The sequence below is a fragment of the Ruegeria sp. BE3 genome (assembly GCF_056538865.1).
Genome location: NZ_JBQFTW010000001.1, coordinates 984,197 through 1,002,888 on the forward strand (window position 1 = coordinate 984,197; position 18,692 = coordinate 1,002,888).

20 protein-coding genes and 1 tRNA gene are annotated in these 18,692 nt (G+C 56.4%); 16 read left to right on the forward strand and 5 right to left on the reverse strand.

Going from position 1 to position 18,692, the window contains the following annotated elements:
- Both ACR0AZ_RS04840 and ACR0AZ_RS04845 read left to right on the forward strand, forming a co-directional pair.
- Window positions 1–288, forward strand: coding sequence for a DUF1330 domain-containing protein (locus ACR0AZ_RS04840; RefSeq protein ID WP_480469763.1), 288 nt, complete (start codon window positions 1–3; stop codon window positions 286–288).
- Between the two features lie 341 nt (window positions 289–629).
- On the forward strand, window positions 630–1,250 hold the full coding sequence (locus ACR0AZ_RS04845; RefSeq protein WP_480469764.1) for a transglutaminase-like cysteine peptidase: 621 nt from the start codon (window positions 630–632) through the stop codon (window positions 1,248–1,250).
- 86 nt (window positions 1,251–1,336) lie between these two features.
- Here the strand turns inward: ACR0AZ_RS04845 and ACR0AZ_RS04850 are convergent, their stop codons facing one another.
- The 4 genes from ACR0AZ_RS04850 to ACR0AZ_RS04865 form a co-directional block, all read right to left on the reverse strand.
- Window positions 1,337–1,648: a hypothetical protein gene (locus ACR0AZ_RS04850; protein WP_480666897.1), complete on the reverse strand. Its 312-nt coding sequence runs from the start codon at window positions 1,646–1,648 to the stop codon at window positions 1,337–1,339.
- A gap of 444 nt (window positions 1,649–2,092) precedes the next feature.
- The gene (gene typA, locus ACR0AZ_RS04855) at window positions 2,093–3,910 is read right to left on the reverse strand and encodes a translational GTPase TypA (RefSeq protein ID WP_480469765.1); all 1,818 of its coding nucleotides are present in this window, start codon (window positions 3,908–3,910) and stop codon (window positions 2,093–2,095) included.
- Window positions 3,911–4,503: 593 nt separating this feature from the next.
- A complete protein-coding gene (locus ACR0AZ_RS04860; protein ID WP_480469766.1) occupies window positions 4,504–4,749 on the reverse strand; it encodes a hypothetical protein in 246 nt (81 codons plus the stop codon).
- Window positions 4,749–5,402 (reverse strand): alpha/beta hydrolase, encoded by a 654-nt coding sequence (locus tag ACR0AZ_RS04865; RefSeq protein ID WP_480469767.1) that lies wholly within the window; start codon window positions 5,400–5,402, stop codon window positions 4,749–4,751. Before ACR0AZ_RS04865 ends, ACR0AZ_RS04860 begins: the two co-directional genes overlap by 1 nt.
- A gap of 179 nt (window positions 5,403–5,581) precedes the next feature.
- Here ACR0AZ_RS04865 and iscR point away from each other — a divergent pair, with 179 nt between their 5' ends.
- The 10 genes from iscR to ACR0AZ_RS04915 all read left to right on the forward strand — a co-directional run bounded on the left by iscR (window position 5,582) and on the right by ACR0AZ_RS04915 (window position 13,415).
- A complete protein-coding gene (iscR, locus tag ACR0AZ_RS04870) occupies window positions 5,582–6,040 on the forward strand; it encodes a Fe-S cluster assembly transcriptional regulator IscR (protein ID WP_480469768.1) in 459 nt (152 codons plus the stop codon).
- A 54-nt stretch (window positions 6,041–6,094) separates the two neighbouring features.
- Complete coding sequence (locus tag ACR0AZ_RS04875) at window positions 6,095–7,174, forward strand: cysteine desulfurase family protein (protein WP_480666898.1); 1,080 nt, start codon at window positions 6,095–6,097, stop codon at window positions 7,172–7,174.
- A gap of 18 nt (window positions 7,175–7,192) precedes the next feature.
- Complete coding sequence (gene sufB, locus ACR0AZ_RS04880) at window positions 7,193–8,713, forward strand: Fe-S cluster assembly protein SufB (RefSeq protein WP_480666899.1); 1,521 nt, start codon at window positions 7,193–7,195, stop codon at window positions 8,711–8,713.
- Entirely contained in the window at window positions 8,713–8,916 is a 204-nt protein-coding gene (locus ACR0AZ_RS04885; RefSeq protein ID WP_480666900.1) for a hypothetical protein, read from the forward strand. Before sufB ends, ACR0AZ_RS04885 begins: the two co-directional genes overlap by 1 nt.
- Before the next feature lie 49 nt (window positions 8,917–8,965).
- The gene (sufC, locus tag ACR0AZ_RS04890) at window positions 8,966–9,721 is read left to right on the forward strand and encodes a Fe-S cluster assembly ATPase SufC (RefSeq protein ID WP_480666901.1); all 756 of its coding nucleotides are present in this window, start codon (window positions 8,966–8,968) and stop codon (window positions 9,719–9,721) included.
- Window positions 9,721–11,001: a SufB/SufD family protein gene (locus ACR0AZ_RS04895; RefSeq protein ID WP_480666903.1), complete on the forward strand. Its 1,281-nt coding sequence runs from the start codon at window positions 9,721–9,723 to the stop codon at window positions 10,999–11,001. The genes sufC and ACR0AZ_RS04895 overlap by 1 nt, the downstream gene beginning before the upstream one ends.
- Window positions 11,001–11,486: a YIP1 family protein gene (locus ACR0AZ_RS04900; protein ID WP_480469774.1), complete on the forward strand. Its 486-nt coding sequence runs from the start codon at window positions 11,001–11,003 to the stop codon at window positions 11,484–11,486. The genes ACR0AZ_RS04895 and ACR0AZ_RS04900 overlap by 1 nt, the downstream gene beginning before the upstream one ends.
- A complete protein-coding gene (locus ACR0AZ_RS04905; RefSeq protein ID WP_480469775.1) occupies window positions 11,483–12,049 on the forward strand; it encodes a Yip1 family protein in 567 nt (188 codons plus the stop codon). The genes ACR0AZ_RS04900 and ACR0AZ_RS04905 overlap by 4 nt, the downstream gene beginning before the upstream one ends.
- A 13-nt stretch (window positions 12,050–12,062) precedes the next feature.
- Window positions 12,063–13,283 carry a cysteine desulfurase gene (locus ACR0AZ_RS04910; RefSeq protein WP_480469776.1) on the forward strand — a complete coding sequence of 407 codons (1,221 nt, stop codon included), beginning with the start codon at window positions 12,063–12,065 and terminating at the stop codon, window positions 13,281–13,283.
- Between the two features lie 55 nt (window positions 13,284–13,338).
- Window positions 13,339–13,415 (forward strand) — tRNA-Arg (locus ACR0AZ_RS04915).
- Window positions 13,416–13,517: 102 nt separating this feature from the next.
- Here ACR0AZ_RS04915 and mepK read toward each other — a convergent pair.
- Window positions 13,518–14,087, reverse strand: coding sequence for a peptidoglycan L,D-endopeptidase MepK (mepK, locus tag ACR0AZ_RS04920; protein ID WP_480469777.1), 570 nt, complete (start codon window positions 14,085–14,087; stop codon window positions 13,518–13,520).
- Between the two features lie 347 nt (window positions 14,088–14,434).
- On the opposite strand from mepK, the gene ACR0AZ_RS04925 reads away from it, so the two are divergent.
- The 4 genes from ACR0AZ_RS04925 to ACR0AZ_RS04940 are packed head-to-tail and all read left to right on the forward strand — an operon-like array spanning window position 14,435 to window position 18,665.
- Window positions 14,435–16,030: a L,D-transpeptidase family protein gene (locus ACR0AZ_RS04925; RefSeq protein ID WP_480666904.1), complete on the forward strand. Its 1,596-nt coding sequence runs from the start codon at window positions 14,435–14,437 to the stop codon at window positions 16,028–16,030.
- 35 nt (window positions 16,031–16,065) lie between these two features.
- A complete protein-coding gene (lpxD, locus tag ACR0AZ_RS04930; RefSeq protein ID WP_480666905.1) occupies window positions 16,066–17,157 on the forward strand; it encodes a UDP-3-O-(3-hydroxymyristoyl)glucosamine N-acyltransferase in 1,092 nt (363 codons plus the stop codon).
- Window positions 17,158–17,189: 32 nt separating this feature from the next.
- On the forward strand, window positions 17,190–17,447 hold the full coding sequence (locus ACR0AZ_RS04935; RefSeq protein WP_480657653.1) for an acyl carrier protein: 258 nt from the start codon (window positions 17,190–17,192) through the stop codon (window positions 17,445–17,447).
- A 9-nt stretch (window positions 17,448–17,456) separates the two neighbouring features.
- Complete coding sequence (locus tag ACR0AZ_RS04940) at window positions 17,457–18,665, forward strand: beta-ketoacyl-[acyl-carrier-protein] synthase family protein (RefSeq protein WP_480469782.1); 1,209 nt, start codon at window positions 17,457–17,459, stop codon at window positions 18,663–18,665.
- Window positions 18,666–18,692: the final 27 nt, after the last annotated feature.

Consider the following 18,692-nt stretch of genomic DNA (forward strand, 5'->3'; position numbering starts at 1 on the left):
ATGCCAGCACTTTGGATTGCACATGTCACGGTCACTGACACCGACGCATATGGCAAATACGCCGAACTCGCCGGTCCAGCCATTGCGGCGCATGGCGGGGAGTTCATTGCCCGTGCCGCCCGCTATGTTCAGCTGGAAGGAAAAGAGCGGCCTCGTAATGTGGTTGCCCGGTTCCCTTCTCTTGAGGCCGCTGTAGACTGCTATCATTCAGCCGAATACCAAAAAGCGCTCGATCATGCGCGCGGTGCCAGCGAACGAGAGTTGGTCGTGGTTGAAATCACCGATTGAGAATCACTTACCTCCAAAACCGCATGACTTTTATGTGATTGCGAAGCTCTAAGGCACGACAGCCTGATTGTGCTGTCGTGCAGTGATGATTTTTCGGATAAAAGTAATATAATACAATTGCTTGTGCAGGTGCGTTTGGGGCATTCTGCCGACTGAATGTGGCGTTCGCGCCATGATCTGGTGCGGAAATGGTCACAAAAAACGACGAATTTCCGCCGCTTTTCCTCGACAAATTCTTCAATGATTGCGTGCCGCCTGCAGTTTACGGATATTTTCCCGTGAGCAGATAGGGTTCTGAGCCACGCTGATCGCTTGGATTGAACGGAACTTGAGGGACAGGCATGAAACTGGTTGGCACTATTGTAAAAGCCTTTGGCAAGCGCACCATCAGGTTTGGAGGCCATTGCGGCTTGGCTGCTCTGGTTGGAAGCGCTCTGCTGTATGGTTCGAATGCATGGGCCCGGGACGCTGCCTTTATCACAAGCGTTGCGACAACACCGCCTCCGTCGGGCGCGCAGCAATTGTGCAGACAATATGCCTGGGCATGTTCGTATAAGGCTGGGGCCGCGATGCCCAGCGAACAGGAAATGAAACTGGTCAAGCAGATCAATCGCCGTGTGAATGCCTCGACACGCGAAGTGACGGACCAATCCCAATACAAGACCCGCGAGCTTTGGGCGCTTCCGACCTCACTGGGCGGCGATTGCGAAGATTTTGCGCTGCTTAAGAAACGGGACCTGATCAAAGCCGGAATCGATCCACGAAAGCTGTTGATTGCGACTGTTTTGGATACGCGCAGAAATTCTCATGCAGTTCTGGTGTTTCGCTCGAGCCAGGGTGATCTGGTTTTGGATAATCTGACAAACCGGATCAAGCCATGGTCGGAAACGCGGTATCTGTTCTTGCGTATGCAAGATCCAAAGCAGCCACGTCGCTGGGTTGGAGTCTACGGACGGAGCTAGGAGCAGTTTGCCCCTAGCTCGATCACCGAATACATAGCCTCTAAGCGTAGTCCAGTTTTAAGACGTTGCTTCACTAAGCAGTAGGATTATGCGTCGTTGTTTTTAGGCGGGTCCGACTTAGGTGGGTCCGACTTAGGTGGGTCCGACTTAGGCGGGTCCGACTTAGGCGGCTCTGACTCAGGATCAGGATCAGTTTCGACGTCCGGGTCACCATTATCGTCGGGTCCGTCATCGTCGCCGAAGGTCTCATCGTCGCGACCATCGCCGGTTCTCTTTTCAGCAAAGCCAACAGATGCGGTTGGAAGGTCGGTCAATATGGCAGCAAAGGCCGGGCAATCCAGCAAGGTTTGCTCCAGTATAGATTCAAAGTCGGCCCGTCGCTGTATGTATCTGACCATCCGAGAGCTCACGACATCGCAAGCGCAAAGGGTGGTCGAAGATACAGATTGCTTAGCCGTTTTGACGGTGCACATGTCTGAGGCCTGGGCTGCTCCGGCCGACATGAAAGGAAGTGTTGCGGAAACAAAAACAAAAGATAGCAGTTTGGATCTGATGCGCATGGCGCCTCTCCTTGGAACTCGTAAATTACATCAACTACATCGCGGTATACTGAAGCGATGACATACTTTGAACATAAAGTGATCGTTTTTTTGACGTTTTGACAAGGGGAAGGGAGGGTGTTCTCGCTCCTTGACAGAAATGCGGTTCTGAAAATTGATTAAAAATCAAATAGAAAGCCCGCCAATGAGGCGGGCCTTCGTTTTTCGTAGACGTCTCGATATGACGCAAAATTGCCACGATTGGATCATTGTTTCCAATCTGTGAACAAGATTACTGCGCTGTCACGCGGATTTGGACATCCTCTTGCGTTCATGCGGATCGAGGTACCGTTTGCGCAGACGAATGGCGTTCGGTGTCACCTCGACCAATTCGTCATCGTCAATATAGGCGATGGCCTCTTCCAACGAAAACTGAACATGCGGAGTGAGGCGAACCGCATCGTCCGAGCCACTGGCGCGCACATTGGTCAGCTTTTTGCCCTTCAGCGGGTTTACCTCAAGATCGTTGTCGCGCGAATGCTCACCGATCACCATGCCCTGATAGACATCAGTCTGCGGTCCGACAAACATGCGGCCCCGCTCTTCAAGGTTCCAAAGGGCGTAGGCGACCGCCTGACCGTTCTCCATTGAGATCAAAACACCCGCGCGACGGCCTGGGATCGGGCCTTTGTGCGCCGCCCAACCGTGAAACACGCGGTTCAGAACACCCGTACCGCGGGTATCGGTCAGGAACTCTCCGTGATAACCGATCAGGCCGCGCGACGGGACGTGGGCGATAATGCGGGTCTTGCCTGCGCCTGCGGGGCGCATCTCGGCCAGTTCACCTTTGCGCGCACCTGTGATCTTTTCAATGACCGAACCGGAATATTCGTCATCCACGTCGATCGTGACTTCCTCGATGGGCTCCAATCGCTGGCCATCTTCTTCGCGGAACAGAACTTGCGGGCGTGATATGCTGAGTTCGAACCCCTCGCGGCGCATGTTTTCGATCAGAACACCCATTTGGAGTTCGCCGCGGCCGGCAACCTCGAAGGCTTCGCCGCCGGGGGTGTCTGTGATGCGAATGGCAACATTCGATTCAGCTTCTTTCATCAGACGATCGCGGATTACACGGGACTGAACCTTCTTGCCGTCACGACCGGCCAGCGGAGAATCGTTGATGCCGAATGTCACCGTGATGGTCGGCGGGTCGATGGGCTGAGCGGGTAGGGCCTCTTCAACCTGTGGGGAGACGAGCGAATCTGCCACGGTGGCTTTGCTCATACCTGCGATGGTGACGATGTCACCGGCTTCGGCGACGTCGATCGGCTGCTGTGCCAGACCACGGAACGCCAGGATTTTCGAAGCACGGAAATTTTCGATCAGGGTTCCGTCACGGCTGAGCGCTTTGAGGCTGTCGCCCGCTTTCAATGTACCGCTCTCGACGCGACCGGTGAGGATGCGGCCGATGAACGGGTCGCTGCCCAGTGTAGTGGCCAGCATCCGGAACGGTTCGCTTTTTTGCTCGATCTGTTTCGGGGCAGGGACGTGGTCGACGATCAGATCGAACAGTGCAGTCAGATCCTTGCGTGGACCGTCCAGTTCCATATCTGCCCAGCCCGAGCGACCTGAGGCGTACATCGCAGGAAAATCCAGCTGATCATCGTCGGCACCGAGGTTGGCGAAGAGGTCAAAGCACTCATCCAATGCGCGGTCGGGCTCGGCATCTGGTTTGTCGACCTTGTTCAGCACTACAATCGGGCGCAGGCCCAGAGCCAGCGCCTTGGAGGTTACAAACTTGGTCTGTGGCATCGGGCCTTCGGCGGCATCAACCAGCAGGACAACGCCATCGACCATGCTGAGGATACGCTCGACCTCTCCGCCGAAATCGGCGTGACCGGGCGTGTCAACGATGTTGATGCGCGTATTTTTCCACTCAACTGACGTCGCCTTGGCCAGAATAGTGATGCCGCGTTCGCGTTCCAGGTCATTGCTGTCCATGGCGCGCTCGGCCACGGCCTGATTTTCCCGGAACGCGCCGGATTGTTTGAGTAGCTCATCCACCAGAGTCGTCTTGCCGTGGTCCACGTGAGCGATGATTGCGATGTTGCGCAGGTCCATGAGAGGTCAGCCTTTGAACGGGAAGTTGCCCGGCGCATAACGTGGTGCGGAGAAATATGCCAGCCCTAACCGGCGGTCAGCGGCTGGCTGCGGTAGAAAACGGGTGGATGATCAGGATACCGCCGAGCAATAAGGTCTGCCCAATGATTACCGGCCAATCCAACCGTTGATCAAAGACGAGAAACCCGATCAGCGTGGTCAGGCTGATCCCGAGTCTGGCTCAGATCGCGCAGGAAACGCCAGCCGGCATGACCTTCAGCGCGAGAGTAAGTCGATCCACGGTGGCGTTTACCAAAGGTAAGGGATACCCGACTACCCGGAATGATACCTGTCGTGTTAACTACAACGCAGTTTTTAGTGAATTTTTAACGAGTTTGGTAATATGACGACTTTTGCAAAATCTGTCATTATCGTTTCGGTATTGATTGTGGCGCTGGGGTGGCTTGCAGACGGGGGGTCCGTCGACATTGATGCAGCCCAGAATGTTGAGCGGTTAACGGGTATTCCAGTTTAAGCGCCCATCGAACGATAGTAGAGAAAAGGAGCCCTCGGGCTCCTTTTTTTCGTTTCAAAGCATGGGCCAGGAAATCTGGTCACTGCTTTTCAATTGCTTTGAGCTTCGAGCGATGTTGCGACAGTCTTTTCACAACAAACTGCCGCGCTTTGCGCTCGGCCAATCGAACGCGGATTTCGGTCAGAAACGCCTCTTCCAGTGATTGTGAGGCGGCCCCGAGAACCTCGCCGACCTCAACAAAGAAGCGCTCATCACCTGTTTCATCCATGACCTTCATCGTGTCCTCGGCCAACTTGGCGGCCAGAGTATTGATGGTGTCAGACATCAGCGCGTGTTCTCGGTCAAGCGACGTTTCACGTAGTCGGTCACGTCGGTCATCAACGTATCCATGTGACGGTCCTGGAAGAAGTGATCTGCACCTTCGACCTCATGATGGGTGATGGTGATCCCCTTCTGCTCGTGCAGCTTGCCCACCAGCGAAGTGGTGTCAGCAGGCGGTGCTACACGGTCAGCCGAGCCATTGATGATCAGGCCCGAAGACGGGCAGGGTGCCAGGAACGAGAAGTCGTACATATTTGCAGGCGGCGATACGCTGATGAAGCCGGTGATTTCGGGGCGGCGCATCAGCAGCTGCATCCCGATCCAGGCCCCGAATGAGAAACCGGCGACCCAGCAGTGCTTCGAGTTGTTGTTCATCGACTGCAGGTAATCCAGCGCCGAGGCTGCATCGCTCAATTCACCAACGCCCTGATCGTATTCGCCCTGGCTGCGGCCAACGCCGCGGAAGTTAAAGCGAAGCACGGTGAAGCCCATGTTGTAGAAGGCATAATGCAGGTTATAGACAACCTTATTGTTCATCGTCCCGCCGAACTGAGGATGCGGGTGCAACACGATGGCGATCGGTGCGTCTTTTTCCTTTTGCGGGTGGTAGCGGCCTTCCAGGCGTCCTTCGGGTCCGGGAAAAATCACCTCGGGCATATGTGCTTTTGTCCTGTTTTTTACCGTAGCGGCCCCGAGACTATCTTGACGGTAATTCTCGGGTACTTTAGAACGGTTCTAATTACATCATTGTCGCGTCATAACGCTGCCAGTGGGAGATACGCATTGGCTGCACCGACGTCAATGTTTTCGCGCGGTTCTTGCCGAGAGGGAATGAAATGAAGCTGTCGACCAAAGGCCGCTACGCGATGGTTGCGCTGGCCGATATCGCTTTGCAGTCGTCCGATAAGCTTGTGACGCTTGGCGAGATTTCCGAACGTCAGGATATCTCGCTTCCCTATCTTGAGCAGTTGTTCGTCAAGCTGCGGCGGGCCGAACTGGTCAGTTCCGTACGCGGTCCGGGTGGTGGATACCGTCTGGCGCGCCCGGCATCTGATATTCGGGTGGTCGAAGTTTTGGCAGCCGTGGATGAGACCGTGGATGCGATGCACAAAGGCGCAGGGGCATCGGGCGGGTCTTCGGGCAGCCGTGCGCAGTCGCTGACCAACCGGTTGTGGGAAAGCCTCAGCGCGAATGTCTATGTTTTTCTGCACCAGACACGCCTGTCGGACGTGATCCGGAATGACCTTGCGCCCTGTCCAGCAGTGCCGAGCCTGTTCGCGGTCGTGGACGACTGATCCGATGCGAGCTATGCCCACGCGCCCCACGCTGACACCAGAAAAGATGTATCCATGAAACGTGTTTATCTGGATCACAATGCCACAACGCCCCTGCGCCCTGAGGCACGCGCAGCCATGATGGCGGCGATGGATGTGGTTGGGAACCCGTCGTCTGTGCACGCAGAAGGGCGTGCGGCAAAGGCAGTGGTGGAACGTGCGCGGGCGCAGGTTGCCGAGGCGGTGGGCTGCCGTCCACAAGAAGTCATCTTTACCTCTGGCGCTACTGAGGCCGCACGGGTTCTGGAAAACCGCTCCGAGGGTTGCGACGTGTTCGTCGAGACCACCGCGCATGATGCGCTCTGGTCGCATTTCGATCTGTCCAACTGCGAACAGCGACCTTTCGGCCCCGGCCATACACTGGCAATGGGTCTTGCGAACTCTGAGACCGGGATTATTTCGCAGCCCCCAGAAAGGGTGGAAAATCAGTGGCCTTATGGCGCACGGCGCGCGGATTGGTTGTTGCTGGATGTGACACAGGCCATTGGGCGCATTCCCTTTTCTTTCGCCTGGAGCGGGGCGGATATGGCTATCCTATCAGCGCACAAGATCGGAGGGCCAAAGGGTGTTGGTGCTCTGATTCTGAGGCAAGGGCTGGATATAGCGCCCTTGGCCAGCGGTGGTGGTCAGGAGATGGGGCGTAGGTCCGGCACGGAAAATGTGATTGGAATCGCGGGTTTAGGCGCGGCTATTGAGGCATCAATGCGCGATCTGGCTGATGGTGTTTGGTCAAAAGTCGGAGAACTTAGAAATATTCTAGAAAACGCTCTTGAGGCTAGCTCTAAAGCTACTATTTTTGTCGGGAAAGATCAGGAGCGACTCCCGAATACCATGTGTTTTGCGACGCCCGGCTGGAAGGGCGAAACACAGGTCATGCAGATGGATTTGTCAGGCTTCGCTATCAGTGCGGGTTCGGCCTGTTCAAGTGGCAAGGTCAAGACAAGTCGGGTCCTGACTGCAATGGGTTTTGATGAGACGGTTGCATCGAGCGCGATCCGCGTTTCGCTGGGGCCTGAGACGACGAAAGAAGAAGTGCTGCGTTTCGCGGAAGCGTGGCTCGAAAAAGAGAAAAAGCATCGCGCGCGTGCCGCGTGATCAGACGGAGGGTGTCACATGGCCGCTTTGGACCAGACCCAGGTAAAAGAGGGTGTCGATCAGGAAACCGTGGATGCGGTTCGCGAGGTCAGCACTTATAAATACGGCTGGGAAACCGATATCGAGATGGAATACGCGCCAAAAGGCGTGAACCCCGATATTGTCCGTTTGATCTCGGAGAAGAATGAAGAGCCGGAATGGATGACCGAATGGCGTCTGGCCGCGTTCGAACGTTGGACCCAGATGCAAGAGCCCAAATGGGCGATGGTCAGCTATCCCGAAATCGATTTTCAGAACCAGTATTATTATGCCCGTCCAAAATCGATGGAAGAAAAGCCCAAATCGCTGGATGAGGTCGATCCCAAGCTGTTGGCCACTTACGAAAAGCTGGGTATCCCACTGAAAGAACAGATGATTCTGGCGGGCGTCGAAGGTGCTGAAGATGCGCCGGCAGAAGGCCGCAAGGTTGCAGTTGATGCTGTGTTCGACTCGGTCTCAGTCGGAACCACCTTTCAGGCCGAGCTGAAAAAGGCTGGCGTGATCTTCTGTTCGATCTCTGAGGCGATCAAAGAACATCCTGAACTGGTCAAAAAGTATCTGGGATCAGTCGTACCAGTTTCAGACAATTTCTACGCGACGCTGAACTCGGCCGTGTTCTCGGACGGCTCGTTCGTCTACGTGCCACCGGGCGTGCGCTGTCCGATGGAGTTGAGCACCTATTTCCGCATCAACGCCGAGAACACGGGTCAGTTTGAGCGCACGTTGATCATCGCTGACAAGGGCTCTTACGTGTCGTATCTGGAAGGCTGTACGGCGCCGCAACGCGACACGGCACAGCTGCACGCGGCGGTGGTTGAGATCATCATCGAAGAAGATGCCGAGGTGAAATACTCGACCGTTCAGAACTGGTTCCCGGGGGATGAGAACGGCAAGGGCGGCATTTATAATTTCGTGACCAAGCGCGCTGATTGCCGTGGGGATCGTTCCAAGGTGATGTGGACACAAGTGGAAACTGGTTCTGCCGTAACCTGGAAATACCCGTCATGCATCTTGCGTGGTGACGACAGCCAGGGTGAGTTTTACTCGATCGCGATTGCCAACAACTATCAGCAGGCTGATACCGGCACGAAGATGGTGCATTTGGGCAAGAACACCAAATCGCGCATCGTGTCGAAGGGGATTAGCGCTGGTAAGGCGCAGAACACCTATCGCGGTCTGGTCTCGATGCACCCCAAGGCCAAGGACAGCCGCAACTATACCCAGTGCGACTCGCTACTGATCGGAGATAAGTGCGGCGCGCACACAGTTCCGTATATCGAAGTCAGGAACAACTCTTCACGTGTCGAACACGAGGCCACGACATCCAAAGTCGATGACGACCAGCTTTTCTATTGCCGTCAGCGTGGCATGGACGAGGAAGAGGCCGTAGCGCTGGTCGTTAACGGGTTCTGCAAGGACGTGCTGCAGGCACTGCCAATGGAGTTCGCCATGGAGGCTCAGCAGCTAGTGGCGATCAGCCTTGAAGGCTCCGTTGGTTGATGACGCGTTCGACTGAAAACCGCATCCGGAAGGATGATGTGCTGACCTGGCTTGGTTACGCACTGCCGGTTCTCGGTGGGCTGCTTGGCGTCGTTTACGTCAACATCAACTACTACGAATTTATCAACCCAGTCTGGGCCATCGCCATCGGAGCCATCCTCGGATGGATCGTAGCGCGCCTGATCCGGAAGATGCTGGGATAAGAAACGATTGGGGTGAGAGTACCCCTTGCGATGTGCAAAAGGATTAAAAATGCTGGAAATCAAGAACCTGCACGTAAAACTTGAGGAAGAAGACAAAGCGATCCTCAAAGGTGTCGATTTGACGGTTGAGGCCGGCAAGGTGCACGCGATCATGGGGCCGAACGGTTCGGGGAAGTCGACACTCAGCTACGTCTTATCGGGTCGTGACGGCTATGAGGTGACCGATGGTACGGCCACTCTGGAAGGCGAAGACCTGCTTGAGATGGAACCGGAAGAGCGCGCAGCTGCGGGGATTTTCTTAGCGTTCCAATACCCAGTGGAAATTCCGGGTGTTGGTAATATGACGTTCCTGCGCACCGCGGTAAACGCTCAACGCAAAGCGCGTGGGCAGGACGAACTGTCGGCAACCGATTTCCTGAAAGAGGTGCGTGCCAAGGCGAAGGCTCTGAAAATCGACGCGGATATGTTGAAGCGCCCGGTGAATGTGGGCTTCTCGGGCGGTGAGAAAAAACGCAACGAAATTCTGCAGATGGCGATGCTTGAGCCCAAGATGTGCATTCTGGATGAGACGGATTCGGGTCTGGATGTGGACGCCATGAAGCTGGTGTCAGAGGGCGTGAACGCGCTGCGTGACGAAGGGCGCGGGTTCCTTGTGATTACCCACTACCAGCGGCTGCTGGATCACATCAAACCCGACGTAGTGCACATCATGGCCGATGGTCGCATCGTGAAATCCGGCGGTCCCGAACTGGCGCTGGAAGTTGAGAACAACGGCTATGCCGACATCCTGGCCGAGGTGAACTGATGGCTTTGCCCCAAGCAAAACAGACGGCAACCGAGGAACGGCTGGCAGCGATGACAGTGCCGGATGCCGGGTGTACCCGCAAAGCGCGCGAAGCCGCACTGGCGCGTGTTCGCGAAATGGGTCTGCCTGGGCGCCGGGATGAATATTGGAAATATACCCGACCGGACACTCTGACCTCTGCCGAGGCTGTCCCGGCAGCACTGTTCCACACCGACGAACCCATGATGTTCCATGAGTTCGACCGCCTGAAGATCGTTTTTGTCGATGGCGTGTTCAGCCCCGAAGAATCGGACGACCTGTCGCTGGAAGGCGTCTCAATCGACCGGTTGGAGGATATCTGCTGCAAAGACATCCATTGGGCAAAAGAGCTGTATGGCGTTCTTGAAGCCCGTGGTCAGAACCCGGTTCAGCGACCTCTGGCGGCCTTGAATACGGCCTTCGCCTCAGATGGTGTGGCTATTCATGTCACGGGCAAGCCGTCCAAACCGATCAGCCTGATCTATCGTCATGAGTCCGAGACTTCGGATGCCATTCTGCACCATATCGTGCGGGTTGAGAGTGCCGCCGAGGTGACGATCCTGGAAAATGGCCCGGCAGCCTCGCGTTTCAACAAGTGTATGGAGATCGACATCGCGGATCGCGGAACCTTGCACCATGTGCGTGCGCAGGGCCGTGATCATCAGCGCCGCGCGGCCACCCATATGTTTACGCGAATGGGGCATGAGTCTGTCTATAAGTCGTTCACATTGACTGTGAATGGCGTGCTCACCCGTAATGAGCAGGTTGTCGAACTGACCGGAGATGACGCGGTGGCGCATGTCGCTGGCGCTTGTGTAGGTGACGGGGATTTCCATCACGATGACACGGTGTTCATCACCCATGATGCGGTGAACTGCGAAAGCCGTCAGGTGTTCAAGAAAGTGCTGCGCAACGGCGCAACGGGCGTATTTCAGGGTAAAATTCTGGTCAAGGAGGGCGCGCAGAAGACGGATGGCTATCAGATCAGTCAATCCTTACTGCTGGACGATGACAGCCAGTTCCTGGCCAAGCCCGAGCTTGAGATCTATGCCGATGACGTGGCCTGTTCGCACGGCTCGACCTCCGGTGCCATTGACGAAACGGCGCTGTTCTATTTGCGGTCGCGCGGCGTACCGGTCAATGATGCAACCGATATGCTGACACTGGCCTTCCTTGCAGAAGCCGTGGAAGAGATCGAGGACGAAGCGCTGGCCGATGTGATCGTCGAACGCCTTGAAAGCTGGTTGGCGCGCCGAAACTGATGCCGGTCACAACCGATATCGTGGCCACGTATCGCGGACCGGGGCGCGTAGTGCGTCGCCTGTTGGATATGGGGCCACGGGAAGATCGAGCGCTGGCGTTTGTCATGGCCTTTTGTGTGATTGGCTTTATCGCTCAATTACCCAGCCTTGCGCGGAAGGCGCATCTGGAAGGGTCCGAGTTGAATATGCTGATGGGCGGAGCCTTGCTGGGCTCTGTCTTCATTCTGCCGTTGATCTTCTACGGTCTGGCCTGGCTGTCTTATTTGGTAGCACGGGCTGTCGGAGGCAAGGGTACAAGCTATGGCGCGCGTCTTGCACTGTTCTGGGCGCTGCTAGCCTCGGTACCGCTGGTGCTGCTCAATGGCCTAGTGGCCGGGTTTATTGGCCCGGGGGCAGCGCAGTCTTTGATTGGTCTGTTGTGGGTTGCAGTTTTCGTCTGGTTCTGGTTCTCGGGGCTGAGGCAAACGCAAAGGGCACCTGAATGAGCTCTACCACGTTGATGAATATGGTCGTTCTGACCCTGTCGAACCCTGCCGAGGCCGCACGTCGTCTGATGGCGATGCGGCTTGGTCGTGACGTGTTGTGGTTGGCGTTCTTTTTGGCGGTTATTCTGAACGGGATTGTACAATCTGCCTCTGGTGTCATTTTGCCCCTGATCTCACCTGATGTGCAGCAACTGGCAGTTCCGATGGTGCAGACCCTGCTGGTATCCGCCGGGGCCATCCTGATCAGCGTTGTGACGTTTCAGCTTGTAGGGCGGATGCTGGGTGGAACCGGCGCGATAACCGAGGTCGCAACACTGGTGATATGGCTGCAGATTCTGCAGATCGCTGGCCAGGCGATTGTCCTTTTTTCGGCGTCGCTCGCACCATTTCTGTTTCTTCCTGCCAGCCTCATAATGCTGGGTCTGAGTCTGTACATCACTCTGCATTTTCTGAATGAAGCGCACCGGTTTGGCTCGCTTGGCAAATCGTTCCTGGTGATGCTCATCTCGGGTGTTCTGGCGATCCCCTTCGTTCTTTGGTTGTCCCCCGGCGGGCCTGTATAGGGAATTCCTTTCTATGTACGACGTAGAGAAAATCCGCGCTGACTTTCCGATCCTGTCACGAGAGGTGAATGGTAAGCCGTTGACCTATCTGGATAACGGTGCCTCTGCGCAGAAACCTCAGGTGGTGATCGACGCGGTTGCGCAAGCCTATGCGCATGAATATTCGAATGTGCATCGTGGACTTCACTACCTGTCGAATCTCGCGACCGAGAAATACGAAGCCGTGCGCGGCACAGTCGCGCGCTTTCTGGGTGTTTCTGACGAGAATGAGATCGTGCTGAACTCCGGCACGACCGAAGGGATTAATCTGGTAGCCTATGGCTGGGCAATGCCGCGCCTTGAGGCGGGGGATGAGATCGTCCTGAGCGTCATGGAGCACCATGCAAATATCGTACCCTGGCATTTCCTGCGCGAACGTCAGGGCGTCGTCCTGAAATGGGTTGATGTCGATGCTGCGGGCCATCTGGATCCGCAAGCCGTCATCGATGCGATCGGCCCCAAGACCAAGCTGGTTGCGGTCACCCATTGCTCGAACGTGCTGGGCACGGTGGTGGATGTTAAAACCATCACGCAGGCCGCGCACGCCAAGGGCGTGCCGGTTCTTATCGACGGTAGCCAGGGGGCGGTGCACACGCCGGTTAATGTCGAAGATATCGGCTGCGATTTCTATGCGATCACTGGCCACAAGCTCTATGGCCCTTCGGGGTCGGGCGCGATTTTCATCAAGTCCGAACGTATGGCCGAAATGCGTCCGTTCATCGGTGGCGGGGACATGATCAAAGAGGTCTCGAAGGATCAGGTGATCTATAACGATCCGCCTATGAAGTTTGAGGCCGGAACCCCCGGGATCGTTCAAACCATCGGGTTGGGTGTGGCGCTGGATTACATGATGGATCTGGGTATGGAGAGTATTGCCGCCCATGAGGCAGGTCTGCGCGACTATGCCATGCAGCGCCTGACCGGATTAAACTGGTTGCAGGTGCAGGGTAAGACCGCCGACAAGGCCGCAATCTTCAGCTTCACGCTGGATGGGGCAGGGCACGCGCATGATATTTCGACCATTCTGGACAAGAAAGGCGTTGCTGTGCGAGCAGGCCATCATTGCGCAGGGCCTCTGATGGATCATTTGGGCGTCACCGCCACCTGCCGCGCCAGCTTTGGTCTCTATAACACTACGGATGAGGTTGATACGCTGATTGATGCGCTGGAACTGGCGCATGATCTGTTTGCCTGATCCGGTTGCATTTGCAGTTGCACCCGGATCGGAACGAGGGTAGCTAACGGCCAAGGCACCTGTAGCTCAGCTGGATAGAGCGCTGCCCTCCGAAGGCAGAGGCCAGAGGTTCGAATCCTCTCAGGTGCGCCATTTCACATGTTCTTGATCGCCTGAACCACGTCACCAGACAAAACAATACCCCCACCAGAACCATCTGAGGGGGCTAACTCATCAGAGCAAAGGTACGCGATACTAGCCGCGCCAGGTGCGGATGTCGCCACAATCCATGTGTACGAAGTTCGAGCGGTAGTACTGCCCAACGCCACCTGCGCGGCAGGACATTGCCGCTTTGGCCATCTGAGAGACGGAGCGGGACGACAAGCGCAGATCGGCGGCTTGGCCCTTCATGTGAAGCGAGTTTTTGGCCACTCCGCGCGATCGGGAGCGTAGCATTGCATTGGTCTTGGGAGAGCGATAGCCCGAAAGCAGCATATAGGGCTCGCTGACATCCAGCATATTGTGCGCGGCGGCCATGATATCGATGGTGCGCAGGTCCATGGGTTTGACCTGATCGTTACGCCAATCACGCATGAAGTAGTTCACTTCTTTGACGGCATCCTTGATGTATTTGCCATCGACCCAATATACCATATCCAGACGCTCACCCGTGCGGCCTGAATACATGCGAATGCGGCGAATATCGCCCCCTCCGCGGAGGAATCCTGCTGCCTTGGAATAGGTCGGAGCTGCTACGACTGCCGTTGCGGCGAATGCGCCCAATAAGGCACGCCGGGTCACGCCCGATGCACTGCTCTTGGTCATTTGTGTTTCGTCCCGTACTGTTCCTGCCTGCACACGATGTTACGCGCGCTGTATTAATTTTTTCCCATCCCAGATGCGGGAGTTATGGCACAGACGGATTCAACAGCCAAGAAATCTTTGGCCGCAGCTGAATCAAGGGGGAATTTTCGGCAGTTTTTTGCGCAACTGATGCAAGTATGCTTTGATCTACAGCAGTTGGCTGCGCCGCCGATGCAAACACGCACCAGAGGCGAAAAGATGCACTTTGGTGATGCATTTGTGAATAGACAACAATCGCACAGCTTAACATTATCATTGGACGCGTCCAAGCAGTGCGCGTCAAGCTATTGAATAACCAAGGTCATCTCATGTCGTTTGTTTCCCGTTCCCGCGTTTTGCTTTTCACCCTACTGGCATCTACGGCATCCTTTGCTCAGGCGAGCACGGATGGAACAGCCTTTCAGATGGCCGTTGCCGAGAACACGGCATCAGCACCCGTTTTGGCCGAATTTTACCGTGATAACGGTTTTGATCCGGTATGGGTCGGCGACACTTCCGAACATGAAGCGCGGCGTGCGGCTTTGATCAAGGCACTGTCAACAACCGATCTGCACGGGTTACCTGCCGCGCGTTATGACGTGCAATCGTTGATGGACCAAATGCGGCAGGCGCGGACCACTCGCGATCTCGGTCGGGTCGAGGCGGAAATGAGCCGTGTCTTCGTAAAATACGCACGTGATCTGCAATCCGGGACTGTGACGCCGTCGCAGATCGACAATGGGCTCGTCCGCAAGATTGAACGACGCTCGGCCAGTGAACACCTTCGACGGCTCACCACGTCGGAGGGCGGGAGCTATCTTCAGGATCTGATGCCGCAATCCCCACAGTATCTGGCGCTGATGAAGCAGAAGAGGGTGTTGGAAGATTTAATCTCACAAGGCGGATGGGGCGCGACCGTACCAATCACCAAGCTGGAGCGCGGGGATACCGGCCCAAGCGTCCTCAAACTGCGGAACCGGCTGGTGTCGATGGGTTACCTCAAGCCGACCGCCAGCCCGACCTATGATGGCGCGCTGATCGAGGCCGTCAGGGCGTTTCAGACCGCGCATGGTTTGGAACCGGATGGCGTTGCAGGCAAAGGTACGATCACCGAAGTCAATCGCCCTGCGTCGGATCGGCTCAAGGCTGTGCTCGTTGCGCTTGAACGGGAACGTTGGCTTCCGGAAGAGCGTGGCGCGCGCCACGTATTGGTAAATCAGGCGGACTTTTCAGCCAAGATTGTTGATGACGGTCGGGTCACTTTCGAAACCCGCGCCGTGATCGGGAAGAACACGAGTGATCGCCGCAGCCCCGAATTCTCGGACGAGATGGAGCATATGGTGATCAATCCCAGCTGGTATGTACCACGCTCGATCATCACCAAGGAATACCTGCCAAAGCTGCAATCCAATCCGAATGCGGTCGGCCATATCCAGATCACTGACCGTAGTGGTCGGCAGGTAAATCGCGGCGCCGTGGATTTCACCCAATTCACCGCTCGGAACTTCCCGTTTTCGATGCGGCAACCCCCGAGCCAAAGCAATGCATTGGGCTTGGTGAAGTTCATGTTCCCCAACAAGTACAACATCTATCTGCATGATACGCCTCAGAAATCTCTGTTTGCACGAGAGGTGCGCGCCTTCTCGCATGGCTGTATCCGGCTGGCGCAACCGTTCGAGTTCGCATACGCGCTGTTGGCCAAGCAGGAGGAAGATCCGAAGGCGTTTTTCCACCGCGTGCTGAACACAGGGAAAGAAACCACCGTGAAGCTGGATAAAAAAGTTCCGGTACATCTGATCTACCGCACCGCCTATATCGGCCCGAAGGGCGACGTTCAGTACCGCCGCGACGTCTATGACCGTGACGCCAAGATTTGGAAGGCGTTGCAAAAGGCAGGGGTGGTCCTGCCGGACGTTCAGGGGTAATCACGAGGGCAAGTCCTGCCATAAGGAAGCCCGACATGCAGTTCACCGTTGAGCAAATCGCCGAAGCCATCGGGGCCGAGGCCGCTGGTCAGACAGGCCTGACCATCCTACGCGCCGCCGAACCGGGGGATGCCGGGCCAACCGATCTGGCGATGGCGATGTCTCCGAAATATGCCGAGGCACTGGCGAAGGGATCTGCGCGGGCGGCTGTGCTTTGGGATGGTGCCGACTGGCAGTCCTTGGGCCTTGAGGCGGCGATATTCGTACAGCGGCCGCGGATGGCGATGGCGGGAATTACGTCAATGCTGGATCGCGGGCAGGGGATCGAGCCTGGAATCCATCCATCTGCCGTGATTGATCCAACTGCCGAGATTGGTGCGGACGTATCCATCGGGCCGCTGGCCGTCATCGGCGCGCGCGCTCAGATCGGGGCCGGCTCGGTCATCGGTGCGCATTGCGTGGTCGGCATGGATGCGCTGCTGGGTAAGAACGCCTTACTGCGCGAAATGGTAAGCATCGGGGCACGGGCACAGATCGGGGATCGCTTTATCGCTCAGCCGGGTGCGCGTATCGGGGGCGATGGTTTCAGTTATGTCACTCCCGAGGTGTCGGGTGCTGAAAACGCCCGAAAAACGCTGGGTGATCAAGGGGATGCCAAGGCGCAGAGCTGGTTGCGAATTCATTCCTTGGGTGCGGTCGAGATTGGCGATGATGTCGAAGTAGGATCAAACTGCACAGTCGATAACGGGACCATTCGCAATACGGTGATCGGGAGCGGATCCAAGCTGGATAACCTCGTGCATGTGGGCCACAACACGCGCGTCGGGCAAGATTGCCTGTTGTGCGGCCAAACCGGGGTTTCGGGATCGGTCGAGATCGGGAACAACGTCGTCCTTGGCGGTCAGACCGGCGTGGTCGATAATATTTTCATCGGTGATGGCGTGATTTCTGGTGGCGGTACAAAGATTCTGTCGAACGTGCCCGCGGGGCGTGTAATCATGGGCTATCCCGGCATTAAAATGGATAGCCATACCAATATTTATAAGGCACAACGCCGTCTGCCGCGTATGGCCCGTGACGTCGAGGCGTTGAAAAAGGCTGTTTTCAAACAGCCGCCGAGCGATTAAATCATCCCCAACGCGAAAATCAGGGGACCGATATGAGCATCAGCGACCGCGTCATTGCAATCATTGCCGAGCAGGCCGTTCTTGAGCCTTCGGACGTGACGCCCGATAGCACGCTCGAAGATCTGGGTATCGACAGCCTGGGTTTGGTCGAGAGCATCTTTGCCATCGAAGAAGAGTTCGACATCTCGGTGCCCTTCAACGCCAACGAGCCTTCGGCCAGTGATTTCGATATCACCAACGTGGCTGCGATTATTGCGGGTATTGAAAAGCTCGTGGCGGAAAAGGTCTGACGCCGGGCTATGAAACGCGTTGTCATTACGGGTGCGGGCACCATCAACTCGCTGGGTCATTCGGTGCCCGATACTTTCGAAGCAATGCGCGAAGGTCGTTGCGGCATTTCCGAGCTGGAGTTCAGGGATGTCGAACGTCTGTCGATCAAGATCGGCGGTCAGGTACGCGGCTTTGAGGCAGAGGGTCGGTTCAACCGCCAGCAGATGAGCCTTTATGACCGTTTCACCCAGTTCACTCTGATTGCGGCGAAAGAAGCGATCGATCAGTCCGGGATCGTGTTTTCGGGCGAAACTGCTGCGCTGTCCGGTGTCGTTCTTGGGACTGCCGGTGGGGGTGTGTCGACCTGGGATGACAATTACCGCTCGGTCTATGAAGATGGCAAGAACCGGGTCCATCCGTTCGTTGTGCCTAAGTTGATGAACAACGCAGCAGCCAGCCATGTCTCGATGGAGCATAACCTCAAAGGGCCCAGCTTTACGGTATCGACGGCCTGTGCCTCTTCCAACCACGCGATGGCGCAGGCGTTTCAACTGGTTCGCAGCGGTGCCGCGCCTGCCATGGTCACAGGCGGATCGGAATCGATGCTGTGCTTTGGAGGGGTCAAGGCGTGGGAAGGGCTACGCGTGATGTCCAAAGACGCTTGCCGCCCGTTCAGTGCCAACCGGAACGGCATGGTTCAGGGCGAAGGTGCAGGCATCTTTGTGTTCGAAGAATACGAACACGCGCGGGCCCGGGGGGCAGATATCCTGTGCGAGGTTGTAGGGTTTGCGATGTCGTCAGACGCCGCTGACATCGTGATGCCAAGCAAGCAAGGGGCTTCCCGCGCCATGGCAGGTGCGCTGAAGGACGCGCGCCTGAATGCCAGCGATGTATGTTATATCAACGCGCACGGGACGGGCACGGCGGCCAATGACAAGACGGAATGCGCTGCGGTTGCCGGTGTGTTTGGCCCGCATGCGGATGAACTGATGATCTCGTCCACCAAGTCGATGCATGGCCATCTGATCGGTGGGACCGGCGCGGTCGAATTGTTGGCATGTATCATGGCGCTGCGCGATGGCGTGATCGCTCCGACCATTGGTTATGAAGAGCCCGACCCGGAATGCGCGCTAGACGTAGTGCCTAATGAAGCACGTGAAGCAAAGGTCAATGTCGCCCTCAGCAACGCATTTGCATTTGGCGGTCTGAACGCCGTTCTTGCGCTGAAACGGATATAAGAAAGCCGCCGTGTAAGAACGGCGGCT

Bases quoted from the DNA above. Each gene is read 5' to 3' on its own strand.
- ACR0AZ_RS04905 (WP_480469775.1), top strand. From the start codon at position 11,483: ATGAGCTCTACCACGTTGATGAATATGGTCGTTCTGACCCTGTCGAAC.
- ACR0AZ_RS04885 (WP_480666900.1), top strand. From the start codon at position 8,713: ATGACGCGTTCGACTGAAAACCGCATCCGGAAGGATGATGTGCTGACC.
- ACR0AZ_RS04895 (WP_480666903.1), top strand. From the start codon at position 9,721: ATGGCTTTGCCCCAAGCAAAACAGACGGCAACCGAGGAACGGCTGGCA.
- ACR0AZ_RS04850 (WP_480666897.1), bottom strand. From the start codon at position 1,648: ATGGTCAGATACATACAGCGACGGGCCGACTTTGAATCTATACTGGAG.
- sufC (WP_480666901.1), top strand. From the start codon at position 8,966: ATGCTGGAAATCAAGAACCTGCACGTAAAACTTGAGGAAGAAGACAAA.
- mepK (WP_480469777.1), bottom strand. From the start codon at position 14,087: ATGACCAAGAGCAGTGCATCGGGCGTGACCCGGCGTGCCTTATTGGGC.
- ACR0AZ_RS04940 (WP_480469782.1), top strand. From the start codon at position 17,457: ATGAAACGCGTTGTCATTACGGGTGCGGGCACCATCAACTCGCTGGGT.
- lpxD (WP_480666905.1), top strand. From the start codon at position 16,066: ATGCAGTTCACCGTTGAGCAAATCGCCGAAGCCATCGGGGCCGAGGCC.
- ACR0AZ_RS04910 (WP_480469776.1), top strand. From the start codon at position 12,063: ATGTACGACGTAGAGAAAATCCGCGCTGACTTTCCGATCCTGTCACGA.
- ACR0AZ_RS04860 (WP_480469766.1), bottom strand. From the start codon at position 4,749: ATGTCTGACACCATCAATACTCTGGCCGCCAAGTTGGCCGAGGACACG.
- ACR0AZ_RS04875 (WP_480666898.1), top strand. From the start codon at position 6,095: ATGAAACGTGTTTATCTGGATCACAATGCCACAACGCCCCTGCGCCCT.
- ACR0AZ_RS04925 (WP_480666904.1), top strand. From the start codon at position 14,435: ATGTCGTTTGTTTCCCGTTCCCGCGTTTTGCTTTTCACCCTACTGGCA.
- ACR0AZ_RS04935 (WP_480657653.1), top strand. From the start codon at position 17,190: ATGAGCATCAGCGACCGCGTCATTGCAATCATTGCCGAGCAGGCCGTT.
- ACR0AZ_RS04845 (WP_480469764.1), top strand. From the start codon at position 630: ATGAAACTGGTTGGCACTATTGTAAAAGCCTTTGGCAAGCGCACCATC.
- iscR (WP_480469768.1), top strand. From the start codon at position 5,582: ATGAAGCTGTCGACCAAAGGCCGCTACGCGATGGTTGCGCTGGCCGAT.
- ACR0AZ_RS04865 (WP_480469767.1), bottom strand. From the start codon at position 5,402: ATGCCCGAGGTGATTTTTCCCGGACCCGAAGGACGCCTGGAAGGCCGC.
- ACR0AZ_RS04840 (WP_480469763.1), top strand. From the start codon at position 1: ATGCCAGCACTTTGGATTGCACATGTCACGGTCACTGACACCGACGCA.
- typA (WP_480469765.1), bottom strand. From the start codon at position 3,910: ATGGACCTGCGCAACATCGCAATCATCGCTCACGTGGACCACGGCAAG.
- sufB (WP_480666899.1), top strand. From the start codon at position 7,193: ATGGCCGCTTTGGACCAGACCCAGGTAAAAGAGGGTGTCGATCAGGAA.
- ACR0AZ_RS04900 (WP_480469774.1), top strand. From the start codon at position 11,001: ATGCCGGTCACAACCGATATCGTGGCCACGTATCGCGGACCGGGGCGC.